A 20,298-nucleotide genomic window follows, 5' to 3' on the forward strand; every position below is an offset into this window, starting at 1 on the left:
GGAAAATTTACAGACTAACGAAACATCATTACTTAAGTATTAATTATTAATGATGTTTTACTTAATTTAAATTAATACATTATTTCCTTTGATTCTGAGCTATCATTTCTTTTGCATTCTCTCTCGTTAAATCTGTAACACTAGCGCCAGAAATCATACGAGCTACTTCATCAATTCGATCATCATTTTCAAGTTCTTTAACTTGTGTTGTTGTTCGGTCTTCTGTTGTATGTTTAGAAATAAGTAAATGATGATCACTCATTGTAGCAACTTGAGGTAAATGTGAGATACATATTACTTGAATATATTCAGCTATATCACGCATTTTCTCAGCCATTTTTTGAGCTGCTTGACCTGAAACGCCTGAATCAACTTCATCGAATAATATAGCTGTTTGTCCTCTAGATTGAACAAATATACTTTTTAATGCGAGCATGATTCTAGATAGTTCCCCGCCTGAAGCTATTTTATTTAAGCTTTTTAGAGGTTCACCTTTATTTGGGCTAATTAAAAATTCTACAAATTCAATACCTTCAATATTCGGTTCATCAAGTGGTTTAAATGAAATTTCTAAATTGGCATCTTTCATTTGTAAATTTTGTATTTCTGATACAATATGGTCTCTTAATTCTCTAGCAACTTTCCGTCTTTTTTCTGATAATGATTTACCTACTTTAATTACTTGTTGGTATAAATCGTTAATCTCTTCACGTAGTTGTGATGTACTTTGTTCATAGTTTTCAATTTTATTGATTTCATTTTCAAGTTTGCCTTGATATGCAATCAACTCGGAAACATCCTTACCATATTTACGTTTTAAGTTATTAAGCAAGTTCATACGTGATTCAAGTTCATTAAGGACTTGTTCATCAAATTCAGTATTAGTCATTTCATCATAAAGTTCGTGTTTGGCATCTTCTAACGTATAGTAAAACTGATCTACTTCTTCTTTTAATGTTACATATTTATCAGGAACAATATCATTAATTTCATTTAAGAAATTGCTTAGTTCATAGAGTCGATCAGTAATTGCATTTTCATCTGTTAAAGTCAAATGTGCATTATTTAAAGCTAAACTTAGTTTTTCTGAGTTTTGAATTCTTTTAATATCTGATTCTAGTTGGTCGACTTCTCCCTCTTTTAAAGATGCTTCTGTCAATTCTTCTAATTGAAACTTCATTAAATCTAGTCTTTGTAGCAATGCTTGGTCAGCAGATTCTAATTCTTCGAGTTCTTTGCGTTTAGATTTATATTGATTAAAGACCTCGTGATATTGTGATAAAAGATCACTATATTGCTCACCAGCGTAATCATCGAGTAATTGTAAATGATATTTTTGTTTAAGTAATGATTGTGTTTCATGTTGCCCGTGGATATCTAAAAGTTCCTGCATTACTTTTCTTAAATCTTGTAATGTAATAGTTTGATTATTAATTCGACAGATACTTTTGCCAGAACTAAAAATTTCTCTTTTAACTAATAAAAAGTCTTCATCGATATCAATATTTAAATCTTGCAACACATGTATTGCATCTTTGCTATTATCAATATCGAATATACCTTCAATAATTGCTTTTTTCTCACCATGTCTAACATAATCTGATGACGCTCGCATACCGATAAGTTGTCCAATAGCATCGATAATGATTGATTTACCTGAACCTGTTTCACCACTTAAAACAGTTAAACCATCTGAAAATTGAATTTCTAATTCATCGATGATTGCAAATTGTTTTATTGATAAGGTTTGTAACATAAATTCATCGCATCCTTATAATAAATTGAAAATTCTTGTTTTGATTTCTTCACTCGCTTCATCATTTCGACAAATAATAAGGCAAGTATCATCACCACAAATTGTTCCTAACACTTCTTCCCAATCAATTTGGTCTAATATTGCACCTATGGATTGTGCATTACCTGGTAATGTTTTTAATACTAGTAGATTACCTGTACCTTCAATATTTACAAATGAATCCATCAAATATCTACCGAGTTTTTCAAGAGGATGATATTTACGATCATTAGGTAAACTATAAACATATTGGCCTGATGCGGCTGGTACTTTTATTAGTTGTAATTCTTTAATATCACGAGAGACAGTCGCCTGTGTCACATTTAATTCATATTCATTCAAACGTTTAACTAATTCATCTTGTGTTTCAATTTGTTCATTCGATATAATTTCTCTAATTTTTATATGTCTTACCGATTTTTTTGGCAAAATTAACACCTCTAGTTACGAATATTTATACAGTTATTTTAACATATGCATTTAGTTACTACTACTCATCACCCTTTTGAATAAGGATATAAAGTACGTTGAATAACTGCTAATATAGTTTTCTATGAATAATATATTACAAATAAATTAATCGTACTTTATATGCATTTTAATGATATTGATGAATATTTATTGTATAACAGCTTAGAATTTAATTTTGAACATAAAACGAGGTTAACAAAAATTGAATGTAATTTCTGTTAACCTCTATCATATGAGTAATATTGTAAAATAAATAAAATTAATGATCACGATGATAGAATAAATCTACAATGTCTCTTAAATTTGTAGTTTCATATTGATCACTTATGTTATCTAAACATTTGAGTGCTTCATTACGATGATAATTTAATTTATTCTCCGCACCGTCTTTATTCAATATAGAGACATAAGTACTTTTATCATTCTCTAAATCACTACCCACTTTTTTACCAAGCTTTTGTTCGTCGCCATATATATCTAATAAATCGTCTTTGATTTGGAACATTAATCCAAGATGGTCACTAAATTCATTTAACATTGCAGATGTATGTTCATCAGTGTCGGCAATGTCAACTGCACTCATAATTGCAAAAGTAAGTAATGCACCTGTTTTTGTTCTATGAATAGATTCTAACGTTGAAATATCTATCTTTTTATCTTCACTCTGCATATCTAGTGTTTGTCCACCAACCATACCCAGATGTCCGCTAGCATATGCTAATCTTTGTAAGACTTTAACCTTTTTAGCATCACATAAAGCTGAATCGTAAGACACGAGTTCAAAGGCTTTAGTTAAAAGCGCATCACCAGCTAAAATGGCTTTCCATTCACCATATACTTTGTGGTTAGTTAGCTTGCCTCTGCGATAATCATCGTTATCCATGGCTGGAAGATCATCATGTATAAGTGAATATGTATGAATCATTTCTAAGGCCAAGGCGCTTTGCATGCCTTGACGATAATCTTCATTTAACATATCTAAAGTAAGTAGCAATAATACAGGTCTAATTCTTTTTCCACCTGCATTAAGAGAATAAAGCATACTTTCTTCTAAATTTGTATTTAGCGTAGACTCTGGTATTGATTTCTTAAGAGCGTCATTAATTTCATTAATTAAATCATTCATTTGTAGTTTCATCATTATCCTGTTCCTCAGCTTCTTCTTGCATTAATTTATTTACCTTTTTCTCGGCATCTTTTAATGTTGAATCGCATGCTGTAGATAATTTCATTCCTCGTTGATATAAATCTAGAGATTCTTCTAATGATACGGTTTCATTATCTAATTTTTGTACAATGCTCTCAAGCTCTTGCATCATTTCTTCAAAGCTTTGTTTTTCTTTACTCATCATTACACCTTACTTTCTTAACAATGGCATCGATTTGACCATCTTTCATAGTTAAAACAATTTCATCATTTTCCGACATGTCTTTTGTACTTGTGACAACGTTATCTTCTTTGTTTACAATTGCGTATCCACGTAACATTGTATTGGTTGGGCTTAATTGATTCAGTTGTTCAATTTTTGATTTTAGTGCATTTTTGTATTGTGATAAATCGTTATTTATCTTTTGAGTTAGGCGTGATTTAAGTTGGCCATTCTGTTGTTGATTTCTAATAATAGAAGATTCGAGATGCTTTGGATTAAATCTTTGTTTCAAAATACTTATTTGATGTTGTTGCTGTTCTAACTTACTAGTCAACTTTTGATTTAATTGCTTTTCAAGATCATCTCTTTTTTGAATTTGCTGATCATATAATAGAGATGGTTGCTTAAATTTGTAATACGAAGATAGATGTTCAAGATGCTTTTTATGTTGTTCCACATATTGCTTGATATGTCTAGTTAATGTGAATTGATATTGCTTAATTTGCTGTAATAATTCATACTGATCTGGCGTTGCCATCACTGCTGCTTGCGTTGGTGTAGCTGCTCTTACGTCAGCCACAAAATCACTTAATGTAAAATCGGTTTCGTGACCAACTGCTGATATAATTGGCGTTTGACATTCGAAAATGGCTTTAACAACTTCTTCTTCATTAAAATTCCATAAATCTTCAATTGATCCTCCACCGCGTCCAACAATAATGGTATCTACATCTAATTGATCTGCATATTTAATCTTTTCTATAATGTCAGCTTTGGCTTGTTGTCCTTGCACCAATGTACTAATTTGTATTTGTTCAACAAGGGGATAGCGACTATTAATTGTTGAATGTATATCTCTGATTGCTGCACCTGTACTAGCAGTAAGGACTGCAATTTTTTTTGGAAAACGAGGTATAGTTTTTTTATTACTATTATCAAAATAACCTTCTTTTGAAAGCTTTTTCTTTAATTCTTCCAATTTTTGATAGAGATTACCTATACCATCGAGTTGCATCTTATTTACATATATTTGATAGTTTCCTCTGCGCTCATATACAGATACACGTGCCTCTAATAGTACTTCATCCCCCTCTTTAGGTTCGAAGTTGAGTTTAGAAGCACTACCTTTAAACATCATTGCACTAATTACACTTTCTTTATCTTTTACATTAAAGTATAAATGACCACTTGAATGTTTTTTAAAGTTAGATAATTCTCCTTTTATAAGAACGGACTGTAAATGTGGATCTTGATCAAATTTATATTTAATATATTTAGTTAATGTGGAAACTGTTAAGTAATCAGTCATATATATCACTCAATTTTATTAGTTTATGTTACTCAGTACGCCATTGATGAATTTATAATGATCATCATCGCTAAATTGTTTAGCTAACTCAACGGCTTCGTTTATGACTACTTTAGATGGTGTATCACTGTGCAATATTTCAAAAGTTGCCATGCGTAAGATGATACGGTCTGTTTTTAATAATCTTTCGAGTGACCAATCTTTGAGATATGGTTTGATTTTTTCATCTAATACAGGTTCGTGATCTTTAACACCAGTCACTAACCAATTAATGAAATCAAAGTCTAAATCTGGATAGTCATCTTTAATAAAGTTAATGGCTTCTTTGATAGTTAAATCAGTGTCTTTAATTTCTAATTGAAATAAAGTTTGAAAAGCTTGGACTCTTGATTCTTTACGACTCATAAATAACTCCTTCAAACGTTTTTATAAAAGATTAGGTACTATTGAGATGTGTTTTTAATGATGATATCTCTAAACTAGTACCTAACTTAATTTATTATTTATTTTTCTACTACAATTTGGGTAATGTGAACATTAATTTGCTTTGGTTCAATTGCTGCCATTGTAGAAATTTGATTGAAAATAGCAGATTGAATTTGATTCGCTGTTTTAGAAATATTAATGCCGTGTTTTAAAGCACAATAAACATCGATATAAATACCATCTTCTCGAGCTTCAATTTTTAAATCTCTATTTAAATTTTTACGACTAATTTTTTCTAAGTTAGTATTTTTTAATTCTGCAAAATGTCCTGTAATGCCATCTACTTCTGAGGTAGCAATACTAGCAATAACAGATAAAACTTCTGGAGCAATTTCGATTTTGCCTAAATTTGTGTGAGAATAATCCGCAACATTGACCATTGTTTTAACCTCCTATTGGTTGTCATCAGCCATAATATTATATTTTTCTAAGAATTTAGTATTAAATTCACCACTTCTGAAGATATCATTTGTTAATAATTTTAAATGGAATGGAATCGTAGTATCTATTCCTAAAACTAAATATTCACTTAACGCTCTGATACCTGTCATGATTGCTTCATCTCTTGTCGACTCATGCACGATAAGTTTAGCAACCATCGAATCATAATATGGTGGAATTGTATAATTAGTATAACATGCAGATTCAATTCTGACTCCGAATCCACCTGGTGCTAAATATTGAGTGATTTTACCAGGAGATGGCATGAAATCTTTGTATGGATTCTCGGCGTTAATTCTAAATTCAATCGCATGTCCGTTAATTTTGATATCTTTTTGTTTAAATGGTAATGCCTCACCCATTGCGACTTTTAATTGTAATTTGACTAAGTCTACACCTGTAACCATTTCAGTAACAGGATGCTCAACTTGAATGCGGGTATTCATTTCCATGAAGTAGAACTGATCATCATTTAAATCATAAATAAATTCTATTGTTCCAGCATTTTCATAGTTTACAGCTTTAGCAGCTCTAATTGCTGCATTACCCATTTCTTGACGTGTTTCTTCAGATAAAATTGGTGAAGGTGCTTCTTCTACTAATTTTTGCATACGTCTTTGAATTGTACAGTCACGTTCACCTAAATGAATCACATTGCCATAACTGTCACCGATGATTTGAATTTCGATATGACGGAAATTTTCAATGAATTTTTCTAAATATAATCCACCATTACCAAATGCAGTTTCCGCTTCTTGTTGTGTCATTCGGTACCCCGTTTCAAGTTCTTTCTCATCTCGAGCTACACGTATACCCTTACCCCCACCACCAGCAGTGGCTTTAATAATGACAGGGTAACCAATTTTTTTAGCGACCTTTTTCGCATCGTCAATATTATGAACTAAACCTTCACTACCTGGAACAACAGGAACATTGGCTTTGATCATTTCCGCTTTAGCGACATCTTTAATACCCATTTTTTGAATAGATTCATGGCTAGGTCCGATAAATTTTAATTGGCATGCTTCACATAATTCAGCAAAGTCACCATTTTCAGCTAAGAAACCGTAACCTGGGTGGACACCATCGCATCCTGTTGATGTAGCAATTGATAAGATATTAGGGATATTTAAATATGAATCTTTAGACAGAGTTGGACCAACGCAATATGCTTCATCAGCAATTTGAGTATGTAAGGCGTCTTTGTCTCCTTCTGAATAAATAGCAACTGTTTGAATACCTAGCTCGTGGCAAGCTCTTATGATTCTAACTGCGATTTCACCACGATTTGCGATAAGTACTTTTTTCATTATTTCACCTTAAATAACGGTTGGCCATACTCTACCATTTGTCCGTCTTCTACTAATATTTCAACAATTTCACCTGAGATTTCTGCTTGGATTTCATTAAATAGTTTCATTGCTTCTAAAATACAAACAGTTGTGTCATTTGAGACTTTATCTCCAACTTGTACGTAAGCACCTTCTTCTGGTGATGGTGATTTGTAAAATGTACCAACCATTGGTGCATTAATTGTTTCATAATTGTCTGCCACTTCTTCTTGTGCTTGCGCATTATCACTGACTTGTGGTGCAGATTGAGCAACTTGAGGTTGAGCAATAGATGGTGCCGGTTGTTGTGCCACTTGTGGTGTAATAATTTCAGTTTCTTTTTCTTTTTTTAAGTTAACAACGCTACCTTTATTATCTTCAATGTTAATTTCTGTTAAGTTTGATTGATCAAGAATCTCTATTAATTCTTTTATTTCTTTAAAGTTCATAATTATTACTGACTCCTTCAGTTTGTTTTCATCTACCCGTCTATTTTACTTGAGACAACCTTTCAATTCAAGCATGATAAGATATCCTATATTTTGAAATGGACTTGTTGGCTTAAAATCATAGTATCAGGAGATAAACTAAGTCATGGCGTAATAGTCTAAATAACTAATTTAAAATAATAAACGTGATGACATGATAGTACATCATATCATCACGTTAGAGTTAAATTATGATTCGTTAAATATGTCTCTCAATACCCTTACAGCACGATTAATTTCTTGTGAACTAATGGTTAGTGGTGGCAATAATCGGATGACATTTTGACCGGCAGTTAAAATAATTAAACCACGTTCACGTGCTTTGACTACAAGTTGCGATAAGTCTAAATCAGTTTCAATACCGATCATTAATCCTTTACCACGTATGTCAATGATATGAGGATTGTCTACTAATGCATTATTTAATTTGAAGAATAATTCTTCTGATTTTTTTGAAACATGATTTAAAAAATGAGCTTTATTGATAATTTCTAATGTGGCTTTTGCAGCTGTCATTGCAAGTTTGTTTCCGCCAAATGTAGACCCATGACTACCATAATCAAAGACATGCGATAGACGTCTCTTACCTAACATAGCGCCTACAGGAACGCCATTAGCAAGACCTTTTGCAGAAGTGACAATATCCGGCTCAATATCATAATGTTCGAAAGCGAAACATTTACCTGTTCGTCCAATGCCAGTTTGAACTTCATCAACGATTAATAAAATGTCATGTGCATGACACAGTTGACTTAATTGTTTGATAAAGGATGATTTAGCGACGTGAATGCCAGATTCTCCTTGAATAAGTTCAAGCATGATAGCTGCTGTATCTTTAGTAATTAGTGATTTCACACTATTGATGTCATTAAATTTTGCATAACTAAAGTGAGGAACTACATCTCCAAAGCCTGCTTTTATTTTTCCTTGACCTGTAGCAGACATTGCACCATATGTTCTGCCATGAAATGATTGATCAAAACATATAATTGATTGTTTGCCTGTATATTTACGTGCTAATTTAATAGCCGCCTCATTTGCTTCAGCACCGCTATTACAGAAATATACACAATAGTCATATTGACGTACTAATAATTGGGCCACATCTTCTTGTAGCGTATTTAAATATAAATTGGGAGTATGCCAAATTTGAGCAACCTGTTTCTCTAATTGTTCTTTAACGTATGGATAAAAACCTAAATTTGTTACACCGATGCCCGAAGAAAAATCGAGATATTTATTACCGTTTGTATCCAATAACTCATTTAATTCTGCTTTAACGAAATCGACATTTGCTCTTTTGTAATTTTGAAATAAGTAACTCATTTGATGTTCCCTTCTATGATTGTTCCTGTTAATAAATTATCTCCAATAATAACTTCTTGAACGCCGGACTTAACTGTTGATACGGCACTATTAATTTTAGGTATCATACCACCAGTAATAATATGGTTGTCGATTTTAGATTGCACGTGGTTAATATTTAATCTTTTTATCAAAGTTCCATGTTCTATCACACCTTTAACATCAGTCATTAATATTAATTTACGTGCTTTCATTGCGATAGCAATTGCTGTTGCTAAATGGTCGGCATTGATATTAATTAATTCACCATCTTGATGTGTACCGATAGAACTTATAACAGGAATCATATTTTGAATTAAATAATTTTGAATTGCATTTACGTTTACTTGTATATTTTTACCTACAGAGCCATAGTGTTGATAGTTCAAATAATCCGCTTGAATGATTGATAATTGATCTTCTCTTAATTGCTTCACATTTAAATTCGCTGCTTTTAAATCACTTGTTAATTTTTGACCGACATGATTAAACAAGGCATCTTTAATAATTGGTAAATCTTCCTTAGCAGTTACTCTCAATCCATCTTTTTTAACTGTAGGGTGATTTGCTTTCATCAATAGTGATTCAATAACATTACCGCCACCATGAACGATAATAATTTGATCATTTTGTTTAATCCAATTCTTTATCTGCATTATAGTGTTTTTACTTAAATGCTTTATGGCTATACCGCCCATTTTAATTACAATAATTTGATTCATTTTGTTACCTCTATGTTGTATATAATGCATTAATTTTTACGTAATCATAAGTTAAATCACAACCCCATGCAGTACCTGATTTATTACCTTGATGCATATTAATGTTGATATGAATGTCTTTATTTTTTAATTTATTGCGCATAGTTTCAGCATCAAAAGTGATTGGTGTTGAGCCAATCATGACGGGGATGTCTTCTATTAAGATATCAACGTTATTAATATCAAAGTTAGATTGGGTATAACCAATAGCTGCGAATATACGTCCCCAATTAGGATCTTCTCCATATATGGCTGATTTTACTAAATTTGAACCAACAACTGTCTTGGCTATCATTCTTGCAGATTTTTCATTTGGCATTTTATCTACTGTCACTTCAATTAATTTTGTAGCGCCTTCTCCATCTTTGGCAATTTGTATCGCTAGTGAACGCATAACATGTTCTAACATATTGCAAAATGTTTTGAATTCTTTAGTGTTTGGTAAAATTTCTTTATTATTAGCTACACCATTTGATAAAACTAGTACTAAATCATTAGTAGATGTATCCCCATCGATAGTAATTTGATTAAATGTTTTATCAATGTTAGTTTTTAGTGCTTCTTGTAAAGTTTCCGTAGAAATATTAGCATCACATGTAATAAAAGCTAACATTGTAGCCATATTAGGATGTATCATACCTGAACCTTTGGCAACACCTGCCATGGTTACAGTTGTCTGGCCAAATTTTTCAGTTACGACACATGTTTTTGTATTTAAATCAGTAGTTAAGATTGCTTTTGCAAAATAATTCGCATTACCATCTTTGTTTAACTGTTGAATACCTTTTTTAATTTTAGACATTGGTAAACGTTGACCAATAATTCCTGTAGAAGCAACACAAATGAAATCTTGATTGATACCTAGCGTTTCTGATACTTGTTGTTGCATTGAAATGGCATCTTCCATACCCTTCTGTCCTGTACAAACATTGGCTATGCCTGAGTTGGCAATCACGGCTTGAATTTTTCCAGTAGTTTGTATTGTTCTTTTATTTAAAATTAAAGGTGCTGCTTTGACTTTATTAGTAGTTTGAACATAAGCAACGCTTGATGGGCATTCTGACACAATCCATCCTAGATCTAATTTTTTTTTTAATTCCTACATGTATTCCATCTGCAGTGAAACCTTTTGGGCTTGCAATATTTCCTGTAATTTCTTTCATTTTATACTCCTCACTACACTAATGGAGGTACACTGCAAAGTCCTTCGGTTTCATCAAAACCAAACATAAGATTGATATTTTGTAGTGCTTGTCCAGAAGCGCCCTTGATTAAATTATCTAGTACTACCATAACCGTTAAAATATTTGTTTTATCATTATATTTAAATCCAATATTCACATAATTTGTTCCAACAACTTCATTTAATTGTGGCATGGTTCTTAGTATACGTATAAAAGGTTTATTCTTATAAATTAACTCATATGTTTCGGTAATCTGTTGAGCAAAAGTTGAACTTTTCAGTTTACAGTAAATTGTTGCTACAATGCCTCTATTTACAGGTATTAAAGAAGTAGAAAATTGAATATTCTGTAAATTGTGATCGTAGTGTTTTAACATTTGTATAATTTCAGGAATATGTTGATGTTCGTTTAATTTATAAGTTAAATAATTGTTATTTATATTTACAAAGTGACTAGCTGTTGTAGGATTTTTTCCAGCACCTGACAAGCCACTTTTAGCATCAATGATAATTGAGTCTAGTTGGATTAATTTGTTTTGTAACAAAGGAATAAGTGCCAGTTCAACTGCAGTTGCATAACATCCTGGGTTTGAAATAAATCGATGGTTCGAAGATGTAGTAAATTCTGGCAAACAATAGGTGAACTGTTTTTGAATATCGTTATTAACAGGTTCTTTTTTGTACCATAATTTATATTCATCTGAAGGTAATCTATGATCACCTGAAATATCGACAACTGGAAAATTTGAATTAACAAATTTTGATGATAATTGACTAGCAATGCCGCTTGGCGTTGCGAATACAACTAGGTCGCTATGTTTCATAATTTCATCTGCATCAAATGGTTGTACAATCAAATCGTATATACCTTTTAAATGTGGATATAATTCTGAAATTGATTTACCAATTGATTGAGTGGCATGTATAGATGATACCTCAATATGAGGATGATGATGTATAAGGCGTAGTAGCTCTAGCCCGGAATATCCAGTGATTCCTACAATACTTATGCGCATACTTAAACCTCTTTTCGTATTTTTATACAAATTTATGTTATAAAATACGAAAAATCAAGTGCACAATATAATGATTGACTAGATACTCCTCAAATTCTTTGCATAAAAAAATACATAACTTACGTTGTCGTAAGTTATGTATTTATTGTTAAATTATTTTTTCTAAATTAACCTCTAGAAATGTAACTTCCATCACTAGTGTTGATAACAAGAATGTCACCTTCGTTTACAAATAAAGGTACATTAAGTGTGTAACCTGTTTCAACAGTAGCTGATTTAGTAGCGCCTGTTGCAGTATCACCTTTGATACCTGGCTCAGTTTCAGTTACTTGTAATTCTACTGTTTTTGGTAATTCTAATCCAATTACTTCTCCATCATATGATTGAATTTGTACTTCCATGTTGGCTTTTAAGTAATTTAATTCATCTTTTAAGTAGTCGCCTGGTAATTCTGTTTGGTCAAATGTTTCATTATCCATGAATACATGATTATCACCATCAGCGTATAAGTATTGCATGCGACGATTTTCAATCATTGCTTGTTCTACTTTTTCACCAGCTCTAAATGTTTTTTCTTGGATAGCACCCGTTCTTAAGTTACGTAGTTTTGAACGTACGAAAGCAGATCCTTTACCTGGTTTTACATGTTGGAAATCAATTACTTTCCAAATGCCATTATCTACAGAAATTGTTAAACCTGTTTTAAAATCATTTACTGAAATCATTCAGTTTCCTCCTCAATATACACGCTTATTTTAAAATAATAAGGTCTTTTGTGCATTTAGTAAAGACTTCACAACCATTTTCTGTCATCAAGATATCATCTTCAATTCGAACGCCACCTAAACCATCAACATATATACCTGGTTCAATAGTGACGCAATTATTTACTCGAAGTTGACCAGATGCATTTTTAGATAGTAATGGACCTTCGTGTATGTCTAAACCAATACCATGACCTAATGAATGACCAAATTCCTCACCATATCCATGTGCTTCAATAAAATCTCGGGAAAGTGCATCAGCTTCTTTTACTGTCATACCCGGTTTGATTTCATTGAGCGCTTTTTGTTGTGCTTTTAATACTATATCATAAATTTCTTTCATTTTAGGATTTGGTTCACCTATTGCAAAAGTTCTTGTGATATCTGAACAATAACCTTTATAGTATGCACCAAAATCTAATGTAACCATATCACCTTGCTCAATAATTTTATCACTTGCAACACCGTGTGGTAAAGCACCTCGATGACCAGATGCTACTATTGTATCAAAAGATGGTCCATCTGCACCTAAATGTAACATTTTACTTTCTAGTTCGGCTTTTACTTCGCGTTCAGTCATACCTGCTTTCACAATTGATAAAATATAATCATAGGTTTCATCAACAATTTGAGCTGCTTTTTTGATTATTTCAATTTCTGTATTTGATTTTACTTCTCTGATTTTTTCAATAGCATCAGAAATACTGATTAATGTGATCATGCCTTTACTTAATTCTATATAAGTATCATAACTTACTTTATGACCTTCAAATCCTACGTTACTTAAGCCCTCTTCTTTTAATATTGATTTTATTTCAGATATTAAATCAGATTTTCTATTTATAATCTCAAACTCTGAAGCTTGTTCTTTTGCTTGTTCGATGTATCTAAAGTCTGTGATTAAATATTGATGGTTTGGAGTAATAATTAAAGCACCACTTGTACCTGTGAATTCAGATAAATATCTTCTATTAAAATCTGAAAGAATAACAACTGCGTCTAGCTTTTTTTGTTGTAAAAGTTGGTGTACTTGTTCTAATTTGTTCATAGAATCCCCTCCGAATCTTGTTTAACGTTTGTACATTTTATATGAATACATTAAAATGATAGCATAATCAATAAATAATATAATAGTTTTTAGTTTAGGGAGATAATCATGAAGAGATATATAATCGTGATTGGCGCATCTTGTTTATTAGCTGGTTGTGGTAGTCAAAATCTTGCACCACTCGAAGATAAAACTACAAAACTAAGAGATGACAATCATCAATTAAAATTAGACATTCAACAATTAAATCAAGACATTAGTAATCAAAAGTCGACGATTGCAGGATTACAAAAAGATAAAGAGAATGGCAAACAAACAGCAGATAATAAGAAAAAAGAGAAAAATTTAAAGGCGAGTTCTACGTATTATGACAAAGTAGCAAGTGCAGTTGATAAGTATAATGACATTAAACCTGATGTAACTAAAAATAAAGGTAGTCAATCTATCCAAAAGAAATTATCGACGATAACTTCTGATTTAGATGATGCATATAATACGTATAATTCTGATATCGATGAAGATTCGATGACTAGTGAAGATAAACAAACTAAAAAAAATATTAGCAGTTTAAATAAAGATATTACTGCTGCCTTTGATAAGATTGAGACAGGATATCAAGAAAAAGATAAAAAGAAAATTGATAAAGGACAGCAAAAATTATCTACTATACAAACAGATGCAAATTAGAATTAGGTGAATTTCAATGAAAAATATTTGGTTTTATATTGTGTTAGCTATTGCAGCATTTGGTTTAATTATGAATTTAGATGTGTTTCTATTTTCAATCGTTAGAATGTTGATTAGCTTTGCAATTTTAGTATTAATCATATATCTTATATATTATTTCTTCTTCCTAACAGAAGAACAGCGTAAATATAAAAGAGCACAACGTAAGTATCGTAAACGTAAATAATAATCAAATTAAAATAAAGCAGTAGTCATCTTTATCAAATTGATATGAATGACTACTGCTTTTTGTTTTAATTAAATATCATTTTCTATAAGTCCAGTCATCTGAACGGAATTTTTCTTCCAATGCTTTGACTTCTTCTAACTGTGCATCAGTTAAAGTTAATGGTTTAAATTCAATCTGTAATCCCTTTTTGAATCCATCTTCGAAAGCTTTTTCCATCTCATTCAAAGTAATATGTTGTTCTGAAATGTCATTGATAGCTACTGCTTTGTCTACAAATGCTTCTTTCATTTTAGCTTTTAAGCGATCATGCTTGAAAATGAACAAATCAAATAGTTCATCGATATCTATATCTTGTAAAATAGAACCATGTTGAAGAATGACCCCTTTTTGACGTGTTTGAGCACTACCTGCTATTTTACGGCCTTCGACAACAAGTTCATACCAACTTGGTGCATCAAAACATACAGAACTACGTGGTTGCTTTAACTTCTCTCTTTCTTCTTTCGAACGAGGAACAGCAAAATAAGTATCGAAACCTAAGTTTTTGAATCCTTCCAATAACCCTTGTGAAATAACTCTATAAGCTTCTGTAATCGTCAATGGCATTTTAGGATGTGATTCAGGTACTATAACACTATAAGTCAACTCTTTATCATGTAATACGCCTCTACCACCAGTTTGACGTCTTACTAGTCCATAGCCCTTTTCCTTCACTTTTTCGATATCAATTTCTTTAGTTAATCGTTGAAAGTAGCCAATTGATAATGTCGCTGGGTCCCAAGTGTAGAAACGAATGACAGGATCAATTTCACCTCTAGATACGAAATTAAGTAATGCTTCATCCATTGCCATATTATAATATGGATCGTGACTACCAGTATTAATAAAGTTCCATGTTTCTGTCATGATTAAAATCCCCCATTAATGTATGCTTAGTAACAAAATTTGCTATTTTGCTTATTAATTTTGAATAAATTATTAAAACATCTGTGATATCATAAAAATATTTTGATAATTTGTTCTAACAGTCTTATAATTATAATATCGGTAAATTAGGGAGGATGCAACATGAGTATCTCTTTGTATATTGCAATTATTATATTAGTTATAATAATTGGTTATATGGTCGTTCAACAAATTCTTAATAAACGAGCTGTCACAGAATTAGACCAAAATGATTTTCACAAAGGCTTACGTAAAGCACAAGTGGTTGATGTTAGAGAAAAAGTTGACTATGATTATGGTCACATCAATGGCGCACGAAATATTCCAATTACTATGTTTAAACAAAGATTCCAAGGTCTAAGAAAAGACCAACCCATTTATCTTTGTGATGCAAATGGTATTGCAAGTTATCGTGCTGCTCGTATGTTAAGAAAAAATGGCTATACAGATCTTTATATGCTTAAAGGCGGCTATAAAAAATGGACTGGTAAAATCAAGTCCAAAAAATAGTTAGGTTAGCCTAGATTAATGTTTATGTATTATGAGTGAAATGTTTAAGACAAATAAATGTCTTATTCTTTTCACTCATTTTTTATGAAAAAAACATTCCTCTACAGTTAAATGAGTAGAGGAATGTTTAGATTGTGTATTATTTTTCAGCATGTAAGTTTTCAAATTTAAGAATTGGTTTTCTTGCTGCTGTCGTTTCATCTAATCTGTCGATAATAGTAGTATGAGGTGCTTCGAGTACTTTATCTGGATCATCTTTCGCCTCATTAGCAATTTGAATTAACGTATCAGCAAAATGATCTAAAGTTTCTTTAGATTCTGTTTCAGTAGGTTCAATCATCATACCTTCTTCAACATTTAATGGGAAGTAAATTGTAGGTGGATGTACACCAAAATCTAATAAACGTTTAGCCATATCTAAAGTTCTTACCCCATATTGCTTTTGTTTAATTCCACTTAAGACAAATTCATGTTTACAGTATTGTTTATATGGAATTTCAAAATGATCTGTTAATCGTGCTTTAAGATAATTAGCATTTAATACTGCCGCTTCAGAAACTTCTTTTAATCCTTGAGCACCCATTGTTCTAATATAAGTATATGCTCTTAGATAGATGCCAAAGTTACCGTAAAATGGTTTTACTCGTCCAATTGAGTTTTTAATATCATTATCATATTTAAAATAATCATTTTCTTTTATAACCATTGGTTTAGGTAAGTAACTAGCTAATTCTTTAACAACACCGACAGGACCTGAACCTGGGCCGCCTCCACCATGTGGGCCAGTAAATGTTTTATGAAGATTTAAATGGACAGCATCGAAGCCCATATCACCAGGACGAACTTTATCCATGATAGCATTTAGGTTTGCACCATCGTAGTATAATAGTCCTCCTGCTTCATGAACAATTTCTCTGATTTCCATAATATTCTTTTCAAAAATACCTAAAGTATTTGGGTTTGTTAACATGATAGCAGCAGTATTTTCATTAACAACACGTTTTAAGTCATCAATATCTACTTCGCCACGTTCATTTGATTTAACGGTTACAGATTTAAAGCCAGCAAATGATGCTGAAGCAGGGTTTGTACCATGTGCTGAGTCAGGAACAATAACTTCATCACGATGTCCCTCTCCATTATTTTGATGATACGCTTTGAAAATCATTAATGCAGTCCATTCACCGTGTGCACCAGCAGCTGGTTGAAGCGTCACTTCATCCATACCTGTAATTTCTTTAAGTTCTTCTTGTAAATTATATATAATTTCAAGAGAACCTTGGATTTGATTTTCATCTTGTAATGGGTGTGCTTCACTAAAGCCAGGAATTCTTGCAACTTTTTCATTAATTTTAGGATTGTATTTCATAGTACATGATCCTAATGGATAGAATCCTGAGTCTACACCAAAGTTTTTATTAGATAATTCTGTATAGTGACGAACTAAATCTAATTCTGCTACTTCAGGAAATTCAGCTTTTTCTTTTCTAATAAATTTATCATCTAAAATTGATTCAAATGATTTATTGTTAATATCGCTTTGCGGTAAAGAATAGGCATATCTTCCTTCTTTAGATCTTTCAAAAATAAGTGGGCTTGATTTACTTACCATTAATTTCACCAGCTTTCTTAACAAATGTATCAATCTCATCTTTTGTTCTTAATTCAGTAACAGCTATTAGCATATGATTTTCAAACTCATTAGAAACAGCACTTAAATCGAAGCCACCAATAATATCTTCTTGAGCTAATGCTTTATTAACTTCACTGATTGATTGATTAAATTCAACAACGAATTCATTAAATGATGTACCTTCTAAGACATTGAATCCAGCTTCTTTAAATGCTTGTTTAGCATAATTTGCATGTTCAAAGTTTTGCACAGCAATATCATAAACACCTTGTTTACCTAAAGCAGACATTGCGATTGATGAAGCTAATGCATTTAGAGCTTGGTTAGAGCAAATATTTGAAGTCGCTTTATCGCGGCGAATATGTTGTTCACGTGCTTGTAACGTGAGAACGAATCCTCTGTTTCCTTCATTATCTTGTGTTTGACCAACTAGTCTGCCTGGTACTTTACGCATTAATTTTTTAGTCGTTGCAAAATAACCGCAGTGCGGTCCACCGAATTGTGCTGGGATACCGAATGGTTGTGTGTCACCTACTACAATATCAGCTCCAAATGAACCAGGAGGTGTTAATAAACCTAATGCTAATGGATTTGCATACACGATAAATAATGCTTTTTTACCTTCAATAAAGCTTTGAATTTTTTCTAGGTCTTCAATTGAACCAAAGAAGTTAGGATATTGCACGGCAACTGCTGCAGTATCATCATCTACAGCTTGTTCTAATTTTTCTAAATCAGTAATCGTACCGTCTAAATCAATTTCTACAACTTCGAATTCTTCACGCGTTTTAGCGTATGTGTTTAATACTTGTAATGCTTGATAATGTAATCCTTTTGATACAACAATTTTATTTTTCTTAGTATGACTGTATGCGAAAATACAAGCTTCTGCAAAACTAGTCATACCATCATACATTGATGAATTTGCTACATCCATATTAGTTAGTTCGCAAATTAATGTTTGGAACTCAAAAATGGCTTGCAATTCCCCTTGAGAAATCTCAGGTTGATATGGTGTATAAGCAGTGTAAAATTCAGATCTAGAGATCATTGCATCTACAACTGATGGTGCATAATGATCATAAACACCTGCACCTAGGAAAGAAGTATGTGTTTCTTTAGTAATATTTTTACTTGCTACTTTGTTTAGTCGTTTTAGTAAAGTAGTTTCTGCTTCTCCACTAGCTATTCCTAAATCTCTATTTAATAAAATATCAGAAGGTACATCTCCAAATAATTCATTAATGGATTTAGCACCAATAGTGTCTAACATGTCTTGCTTATCTTGATCAGTTAACGGAATATAACGATGACTCAACTTGTCCACCCCTTTGTTCTATTTTTCGATTTGATTTTTCTTAACGATTTTAGCTTTTACCTGTCTTTTACGAACTTGTACTAATAACTCTCTACCCATTTCAAATGCGTCTCTATTGATAATAGCTAATGCAATTGATTTATCAGATGAAGGAGATTTTGTTCCTGAAGTTACTTCTCCAATTTGATTACCATCTAAGTCTAGTACTTCATAGCCAGTTCTAGCGATACCTTTATCTAAAAGTTCTAAACCAACCGTTCTTCTAGATGATCCATTTTCCTTTTGGTCTTTTAAAACAGATTTACCAATAAAGTCTTCTTCAATTAATGGTTTTGCAGCAAATGCGATACCACCTTCATATGGTGTAATTGATTCTGTTAAATCTTGACCATGTAAAGGAAGACCTGCTTCTAATCTTAGAGTATCTCTAGCTCCTAGACCACATGGTGTTACGTCATATTCTAGTAATCCTTCCCAGATAGCTACTGTATCATTGGCATCACAATAAATTTCAAAGCCATCTTCGCCAGTGTAACCAGATTGAGAAAGAATAACATTTTTATTGAATAATTGAACATCTTTTTTAAATTCAAACATTCCCATTTCAGAAATATCAATATCTACTAATTTTTGCATTAAGTCTCTAGCTTTAGGACCTTGAAGTGCTAATTGGCCATATTGTTCAGATACATTTTTAACTTCAACATCAAAAGATTTAGCATGTTTTTCAATCCATTTAAAGTCTTTATCAGTATTGGCAGCATTAACCACTAATAAATAGTTATCATCTGCTAGTTTATATGTAACCAAGTCGTCAATAATGCCACCTTCTTCATTACATAATGCAGTATATAGTGCTTTAGAATCTGTTAAATTATTAGTGTCATTGGATAAAATATATTGTACGAAAGATTTCGCATCATTACCTTGAATTTGAATTTCTCCCATATGACTTACATCGAACAATCCAATTTCATATCTAACTGCGTTGTGTTCTTCCTTGATACTTGAGAATTGAACAGGCATTGCCCATCCACCAAATTCTACAATTTTAGCACCACTGTCTACGTAATTTTGATATAATGGCGTCTTTTTTAACTCACTTGTCATTTGAAAACCCCCTATATTTATTTAAAAACAGGATAGCAAAAGCTTGCTACCCTGTTTAA

The 20,298-nt window shown here is 31.9% G+C and carries 21 protein-coding genes and 1 pseudogene; 3 read left to right on the top strand and 19 right to left on the bottom strand.

All coding sequences use genetic code 11. The features are described 5' to 3' along the window. Positions 1–79 precede the first annotated feature (79 nt). The 15 genes and pseudogenes from recN to ACJQQZ_RS04750 form a co-directional block, all read right to left on the bottom strand. Positions 80–1,756 (bottom strand): DNA repair protein RecN, encoded by a 1,677-nt coding sequence (recN, locus tag ACJQQZ_RS04680; protein WP_002451916.1) that lies wholly within the window; start codon positions 1,754–1,756, stop codon positions 80–82. 15 nt (positions 1,757–1,771) lie between these two features. Beyond that, entirely contained in the window at positions 1,772–2,224 is a 453-nt protein-coding gene (gene ahrC, locus ACJQQZ_RS04685; RefSeq protein ID WP_002451915.1) for a transcriptional regulator AhrC/ArgR, read from the bottom strand. 301 nt (positions 2,225–2,525) lie between these two features. Next, complete coding sequence (locus ACJQQZ_RS04690) at positions 2,526–3,407, bottom strand: polyprenyl synthetase family protein (protein ID WP_037552477.1); 882 nt, start codon at positions 3,405–3,407, stop codon at positions 2,526–2,528. Beyond that, complete coding sequence (locus ACJQQZ_RS04695; protein ID WP_002451913.1) at positions 3,385–3,615, bottom strand: exodeoxyribonuclease VII small subunit; 231 nt, start codon at positions 3,613–3,615, stop codon at positions 3,385–3,387. Before ACJQQZ_RS04695 ends, ACJQQZ_RS04690 begins: the two co-directional genes overlap by 23 nt. Further along, positions 3,608–4,945: an exodeoxyribonuclease VII large subunit gene (gene xseA / locus ACJQQZ_RS04700; protein ID WP_049425204.1), complete on the bottom strand. Its 1,338-nt coding sequence runs from the start codon at positions 4,943–4,945 to the stop codon at positions 3,608–3,610. The genes ACJQQZ_RS04695 and xseA overlap by 8 nt, the downstream gene beginning before the upstream one ends. 18 nt (positions 4,946–4,963) lie before the next feature. Next, entirely contained in the window at positions 4,964–5,350 is a 387-nt protein-coding gene (gene nusB / locus ACJQQZ_RS04705) for a transcription antitermination factor NusB (RefSeq protein ID WP_002451911.1), read from the bottom strand. 98 nt (positions 5,351–5,448) lie between these two features. After that, complete coding sequence (locus ACJQQZ_RS04710; protein WP_002451910.1) at positions 5,449–5,811, bottom strand: Asp23/Gls24 family envelope stress response protein; 363 nt, start codon at positions 5,809–5,811, stop codon at positions 5,449–5,451. A gap of 12 nt (positions 5,812–5,823) precedes the next feature. Beyond that, positions 5,824–7,182, bottom strand: coding sequence for an acetyl-CoA carboxylase biotin carboxylase subunit (accC, locus tag ACJQQZ_RS04715; RefSeq protein ID WP_002451909.1), 1,359 nt, complete (start codon positions 7,180–7,182; stop codon positions 5,824–5,826). Next, positions 7,182–7,652: an acetyl-CoA carboxylase biotin carboxyl carrier protein gene (accB, locus tag ACJQQZ_RS04720; protein ID WP_002451908.1), complete on the bottom strand. Its 471-nt coding sequence runs from the start codon at positions 7,650–7,652 to the stop codon at positions 7,182–7,184. The genes accC and accB overlap by 1 nt, the downstream gene beginning before the upstream one ends. 228 nt (positions 7,653–7,880) lie before the next feature. Continuing rightward, positions 7,881–9,017 (bottom strand): acetylornithine transaminase, encoded by a 1,137-nt coding sequence (locus tag ACJQQZ_RS04725; RefSeq protein ID WP_408023086.1) that lies wholly within the window; start codon positions 9,015–9,017, stop codon positions 7,881–7,883. Then, entirely contained in the window at positions 9,014–9,757 is a 744-nt protein-coding gene (gene argB, locus ACJQQZ_RS04730; protein WP_002451906.1) for an acetylglutamate kinase, read from the bottom strand. Before argB ends, ACJQQZ_RS04725 begins: the two co-directional genes overlap by 4 nt. A gap of 10 nt (positions 9,758–9,767) precedes the next feature. Beyond that, positions 9,768–10,959 (bottom strand): annotated as a pseudogene (argJ, locus tag ACJQQZ_RS04735) (bifunctional glutamate N-acetyltransferase/amino-acid acetyltransferase ArgJ). A 13-nt stretch (positions 10,960–10,972) separates the two neighbouring features. Continuing rightward, a complete protein-coding gene (gene argC, locus ACJQQZ_RS04740; RefSeq protein ID WP_145505304.1) occupies positions 10,973–11,995 on the bottom strand; it encodes an N-acetyl-gamma-glutamyl-phosphate reductase in 1,023 nt (340 codons plus the stop codon). 167 nt (positions 11,996–12,162) lie between these two features. Beyond that, positions 12,163–12,720 (bottom strand): elongation factor P, encoded by a 558-nt coding sequence (efp, locus tag ACJQQZ_RS04745; protein WP_002451903.1) that lies wholly within the window; start codon positions 12,718–12,720, stop codon positions 12,163–12,165. A 25-nt stretch (positions 12,721–12,745) separates the two neighbouring features. Further along, positions 12,746–13,807, bottom strand: a complete 1,062-nt coding sequence (locus ACJQQZ_RS04750) for a M24 family metallopeptidase (protein ID WP_049425444.1) — start codon at positions 13,805–13,807, stop codon at positions 12,746–12,748. Between the two features lie 108 nt (positions 13,808–13,915). Here ACJQQZ_RS04750 and ACJQQZ_RS04755 point away from each other — a divergent pair, with 108 nt between their 5' ends. Both ACJQQZ_RS04755 and ACJQQZ_RS04760 read left to right on the top strand, forming a co-directional pair. Beyond that, positions 13,916–14,494, top strand: coding sequence for a hypothetical protein (locus ACJQQZ_RS04755; protein ID WP_002451901.1), 579 nt, complete (start codon positions 13,916–13,918; stop codon positions 14,492–14,494). A 16-nt stretch (positions 14,495–14,510) separates the two neighbouring features. After that, positions 14,511–14,720, top strand: a complete 210-nt coding sequence (locus tag ACJQQZ_RS04760) for an SA1362 family protein (protein WP_002451900.1) — start codon at positions 14,511–14,513, stop codon at positions 14,718–14,720. Between the two features lie 78 nt (positions 14,721–14,798). Here the strand turns inward: ACJQQZ_RS04760 and ACJQQZ_RS04765 are convergent, their stop codons facing one another. Then, positions 14,799–15,629, bottom strand: coding sequence for a lipoate--protein ligase family protein (locus ACJQQZ_RS04765; RefSeq protein ID WP_124228277.1), 831 nt, complete (start codon positions 15,627–15,629; stop codon positions 14,799–14,801). A 162-nt stretch (positions 15,630–15,791) separates the two neighbouring features. Here ACJQQZ_RS04765 and ACJQQZ_RS04770 point away from each other — a divergent pair, with 162 nt between their 5' ends. Beyond that, positions 15,792–16,178, top strand: coding sequence for a rhodanese-like domain-containing protein (locus ACJQQZ_RS04770; RefSeq protein WP_002451898.1), 387 nt, complete (start codon positions 15,792–15,794; stop codon positions 16,176–16,178). 139 nt (positions 16,179–16,317) lie between these two features. Here ACJQQZ_RS04770 and gcvPB read toward each other — a convergent pair whose 3' ends face one another. Genes gcvPB through gcvT form a run of 3 tightly spaced genes read right to left on the bottom strand, consistent with a single transcriptional unit; the run spans position 16,318 to position 20,239 of the window. Continuing rightward, the gene (gene gcvPB / locus ACJQQZ_RS04775) at positions 16,318–17,790 is read right to left on the bottom strand and encodes an aminomethyl-transferring glycine dehydrogenase subunit GcvPB (protein WP_002451897.1); all 1,473 of its coding nucleotides are present in this window, start codon (positions 17,788–17,790) and stop codon (positions 16,318–16,320) included. Further along, positions 17,780–19,129, bottom strand: a complete 1,350-nt coding sequence (gene gcvPA, locus ACJQQZ_RS04780; protein ID WP_145505307.1) for an aminomethyl-transferring glycine dehydrogenase subunit GcvPA — start codon at positions 19,127–19,129, stop codon at positions 17,780–17,782. Before gcvPA ends, gcvPB begins: the two co-directional genes overlap by 11 nt. 18 nt (positions 19,130–19,147) lie before the next feature. Further along, a complete protein-coding gene (gene gcvT / locus ACJQQZ_RS04785) occupies positions 19,148–20,239 on the bottom strand; it encodes a glycine cleavage system aminomethyltransferase GcvT (protein WP_002451895.1) in 1,092 nt (363 codons plus the stop codon). Positions 20,240–20,298: the final 59 nt, after the last annotated feature.

It is taken from the genome of Staphylococcus sp. KUGN1 (genome assembly GCF_045984185.1).
In the GTDB taxonomy this organism is placed as follows: Bacteria; Bacillota; Bacilli; order Staphylococcales; family Staphylococcaceae; genus Staphylococcus; species Staphylococcus warneri_A.

Coding starts and splice junctions, on each gene's coding strand:
- efp (WP_002451903.1), bottom strand. CDS start 12,720: ATGATTTCAGTAAATGATTTTAAAACAGGTTTAACAATTTCTGTAGAT.
- ACJQQZ_RS04710 (WP_002451910.1), bottom strand. CDS start 5,811: ATGGTCAATGTTGCGGATTATTCTCACACAAATTTAGGCAAAATCGAA.
- argC (WP_145505304.1), bottom strand. CDS start 11,995: ATGCGCATAAGTATTGTAGGAATCACTGGATATTCCGGGCTAGAGCTA.
- ACJQQZ_RS04725 (WP_408023086.1), bottom strand. CDS start 9,017: ATGAGTTACTTATTTCAAAATTACAAAAGAGCAAATGTCGATTTCGTT.
- ACJQQZ_RS04695 (WP_002451913.1), bottom strand. CDS start 3,615: ATGAGTAAAGAAAAACAAAGCTTTGAAGAAATGATGCAAGAGCTTGAG.
- gcvPB (WP_002451897.1), bottom strand. CDS start 17,790: ATGGTAAGTAAATCAAGCCCACTTATTTTTGAAAGATCTAAAGAAGGA.
- nusB (WP_002451911.1), bottom strand. CDS start 5,350: ATGAGTCGTAAAGAATCAAGAGTCCAAGCTTTTCAAACTTTATTTCAA.
- ACJQQZ_RS04770 (WP_002451898.1), top strand. CDS start 15,792: ATGAGTATCTCTTTGTATATTGCAATTATTATATTAGTTATAATAATT.
- ACJQQZ_RS04760 (WP_002451900.1), top strand. CDS start 14,511: ATGAAAAATATTTGGTTTTATATTGTGTTAGCTATTGCAGCATTTGGT.
- ACJQQZ_RS04750 (WP_049425444.1), bottom strand. CDS start 13,807: ATGAACAAATTAGAACAAGTACACCAACTTTTACAACAAAAAAAGCTA.
- argB (WP_002451906.1), bottom strand. CDS start 9,757: ATGAATCAAATTATTGTAATTAAAATGGGCGGTATAGCCATAAAGCAT.
- accC (WP_002451909.1), bottom strand. CDS start 7,182: ATGAAAAAAGTACTTATCGCAAATCGTGGTGAAATCGCAGTTAGAATC.
- xseA (WP_049425204.1), bottom strand. CDS start 4,945: ATGACTGATTACTTAACAGTTTCCACATTAACTAAATATATTAAATAT.
- ACJQQZ_RS04755 (WP_002451901.1), top strand. CDS start 13,916: ATGAAGAGATATATAATCGTGATTGGCGCATCTTGTTTATTAGCTGGT.
- ACJQQZ_RS04765 (WP_124228277.1), bottom strand. CDS start 15,629: ATGACAGAAACATGGAACTTTATTAATACTGGTAGTCACGATCCATAT.
- accB (WP_002451908.1), bottom strand. CDS start 7,652: ATGAACTTTAAAGAAATAAAAGAATTAATAGAGATTCTTGATCAATCA.
- recN (WP_002451916.1), bottom strand. CDS start 1,756: ATGTTACAAACCTTATCAATAAAACAATTTGCAATCATCGATGAATTA.
- gcvT (WP_002451895.1), bottom strand. CDS start 20,239: ATGACAAGTGAGTTAAAAAAGACGCCATTATATCAAAATTACGTAGAC.
- ACJQQZ_RS04690 (WP_037552477.1), bottom strand. CDS start 3,407: ATGATGAAACTACAAATGAATGATTTAATTAATGAAATTAATGACGCT.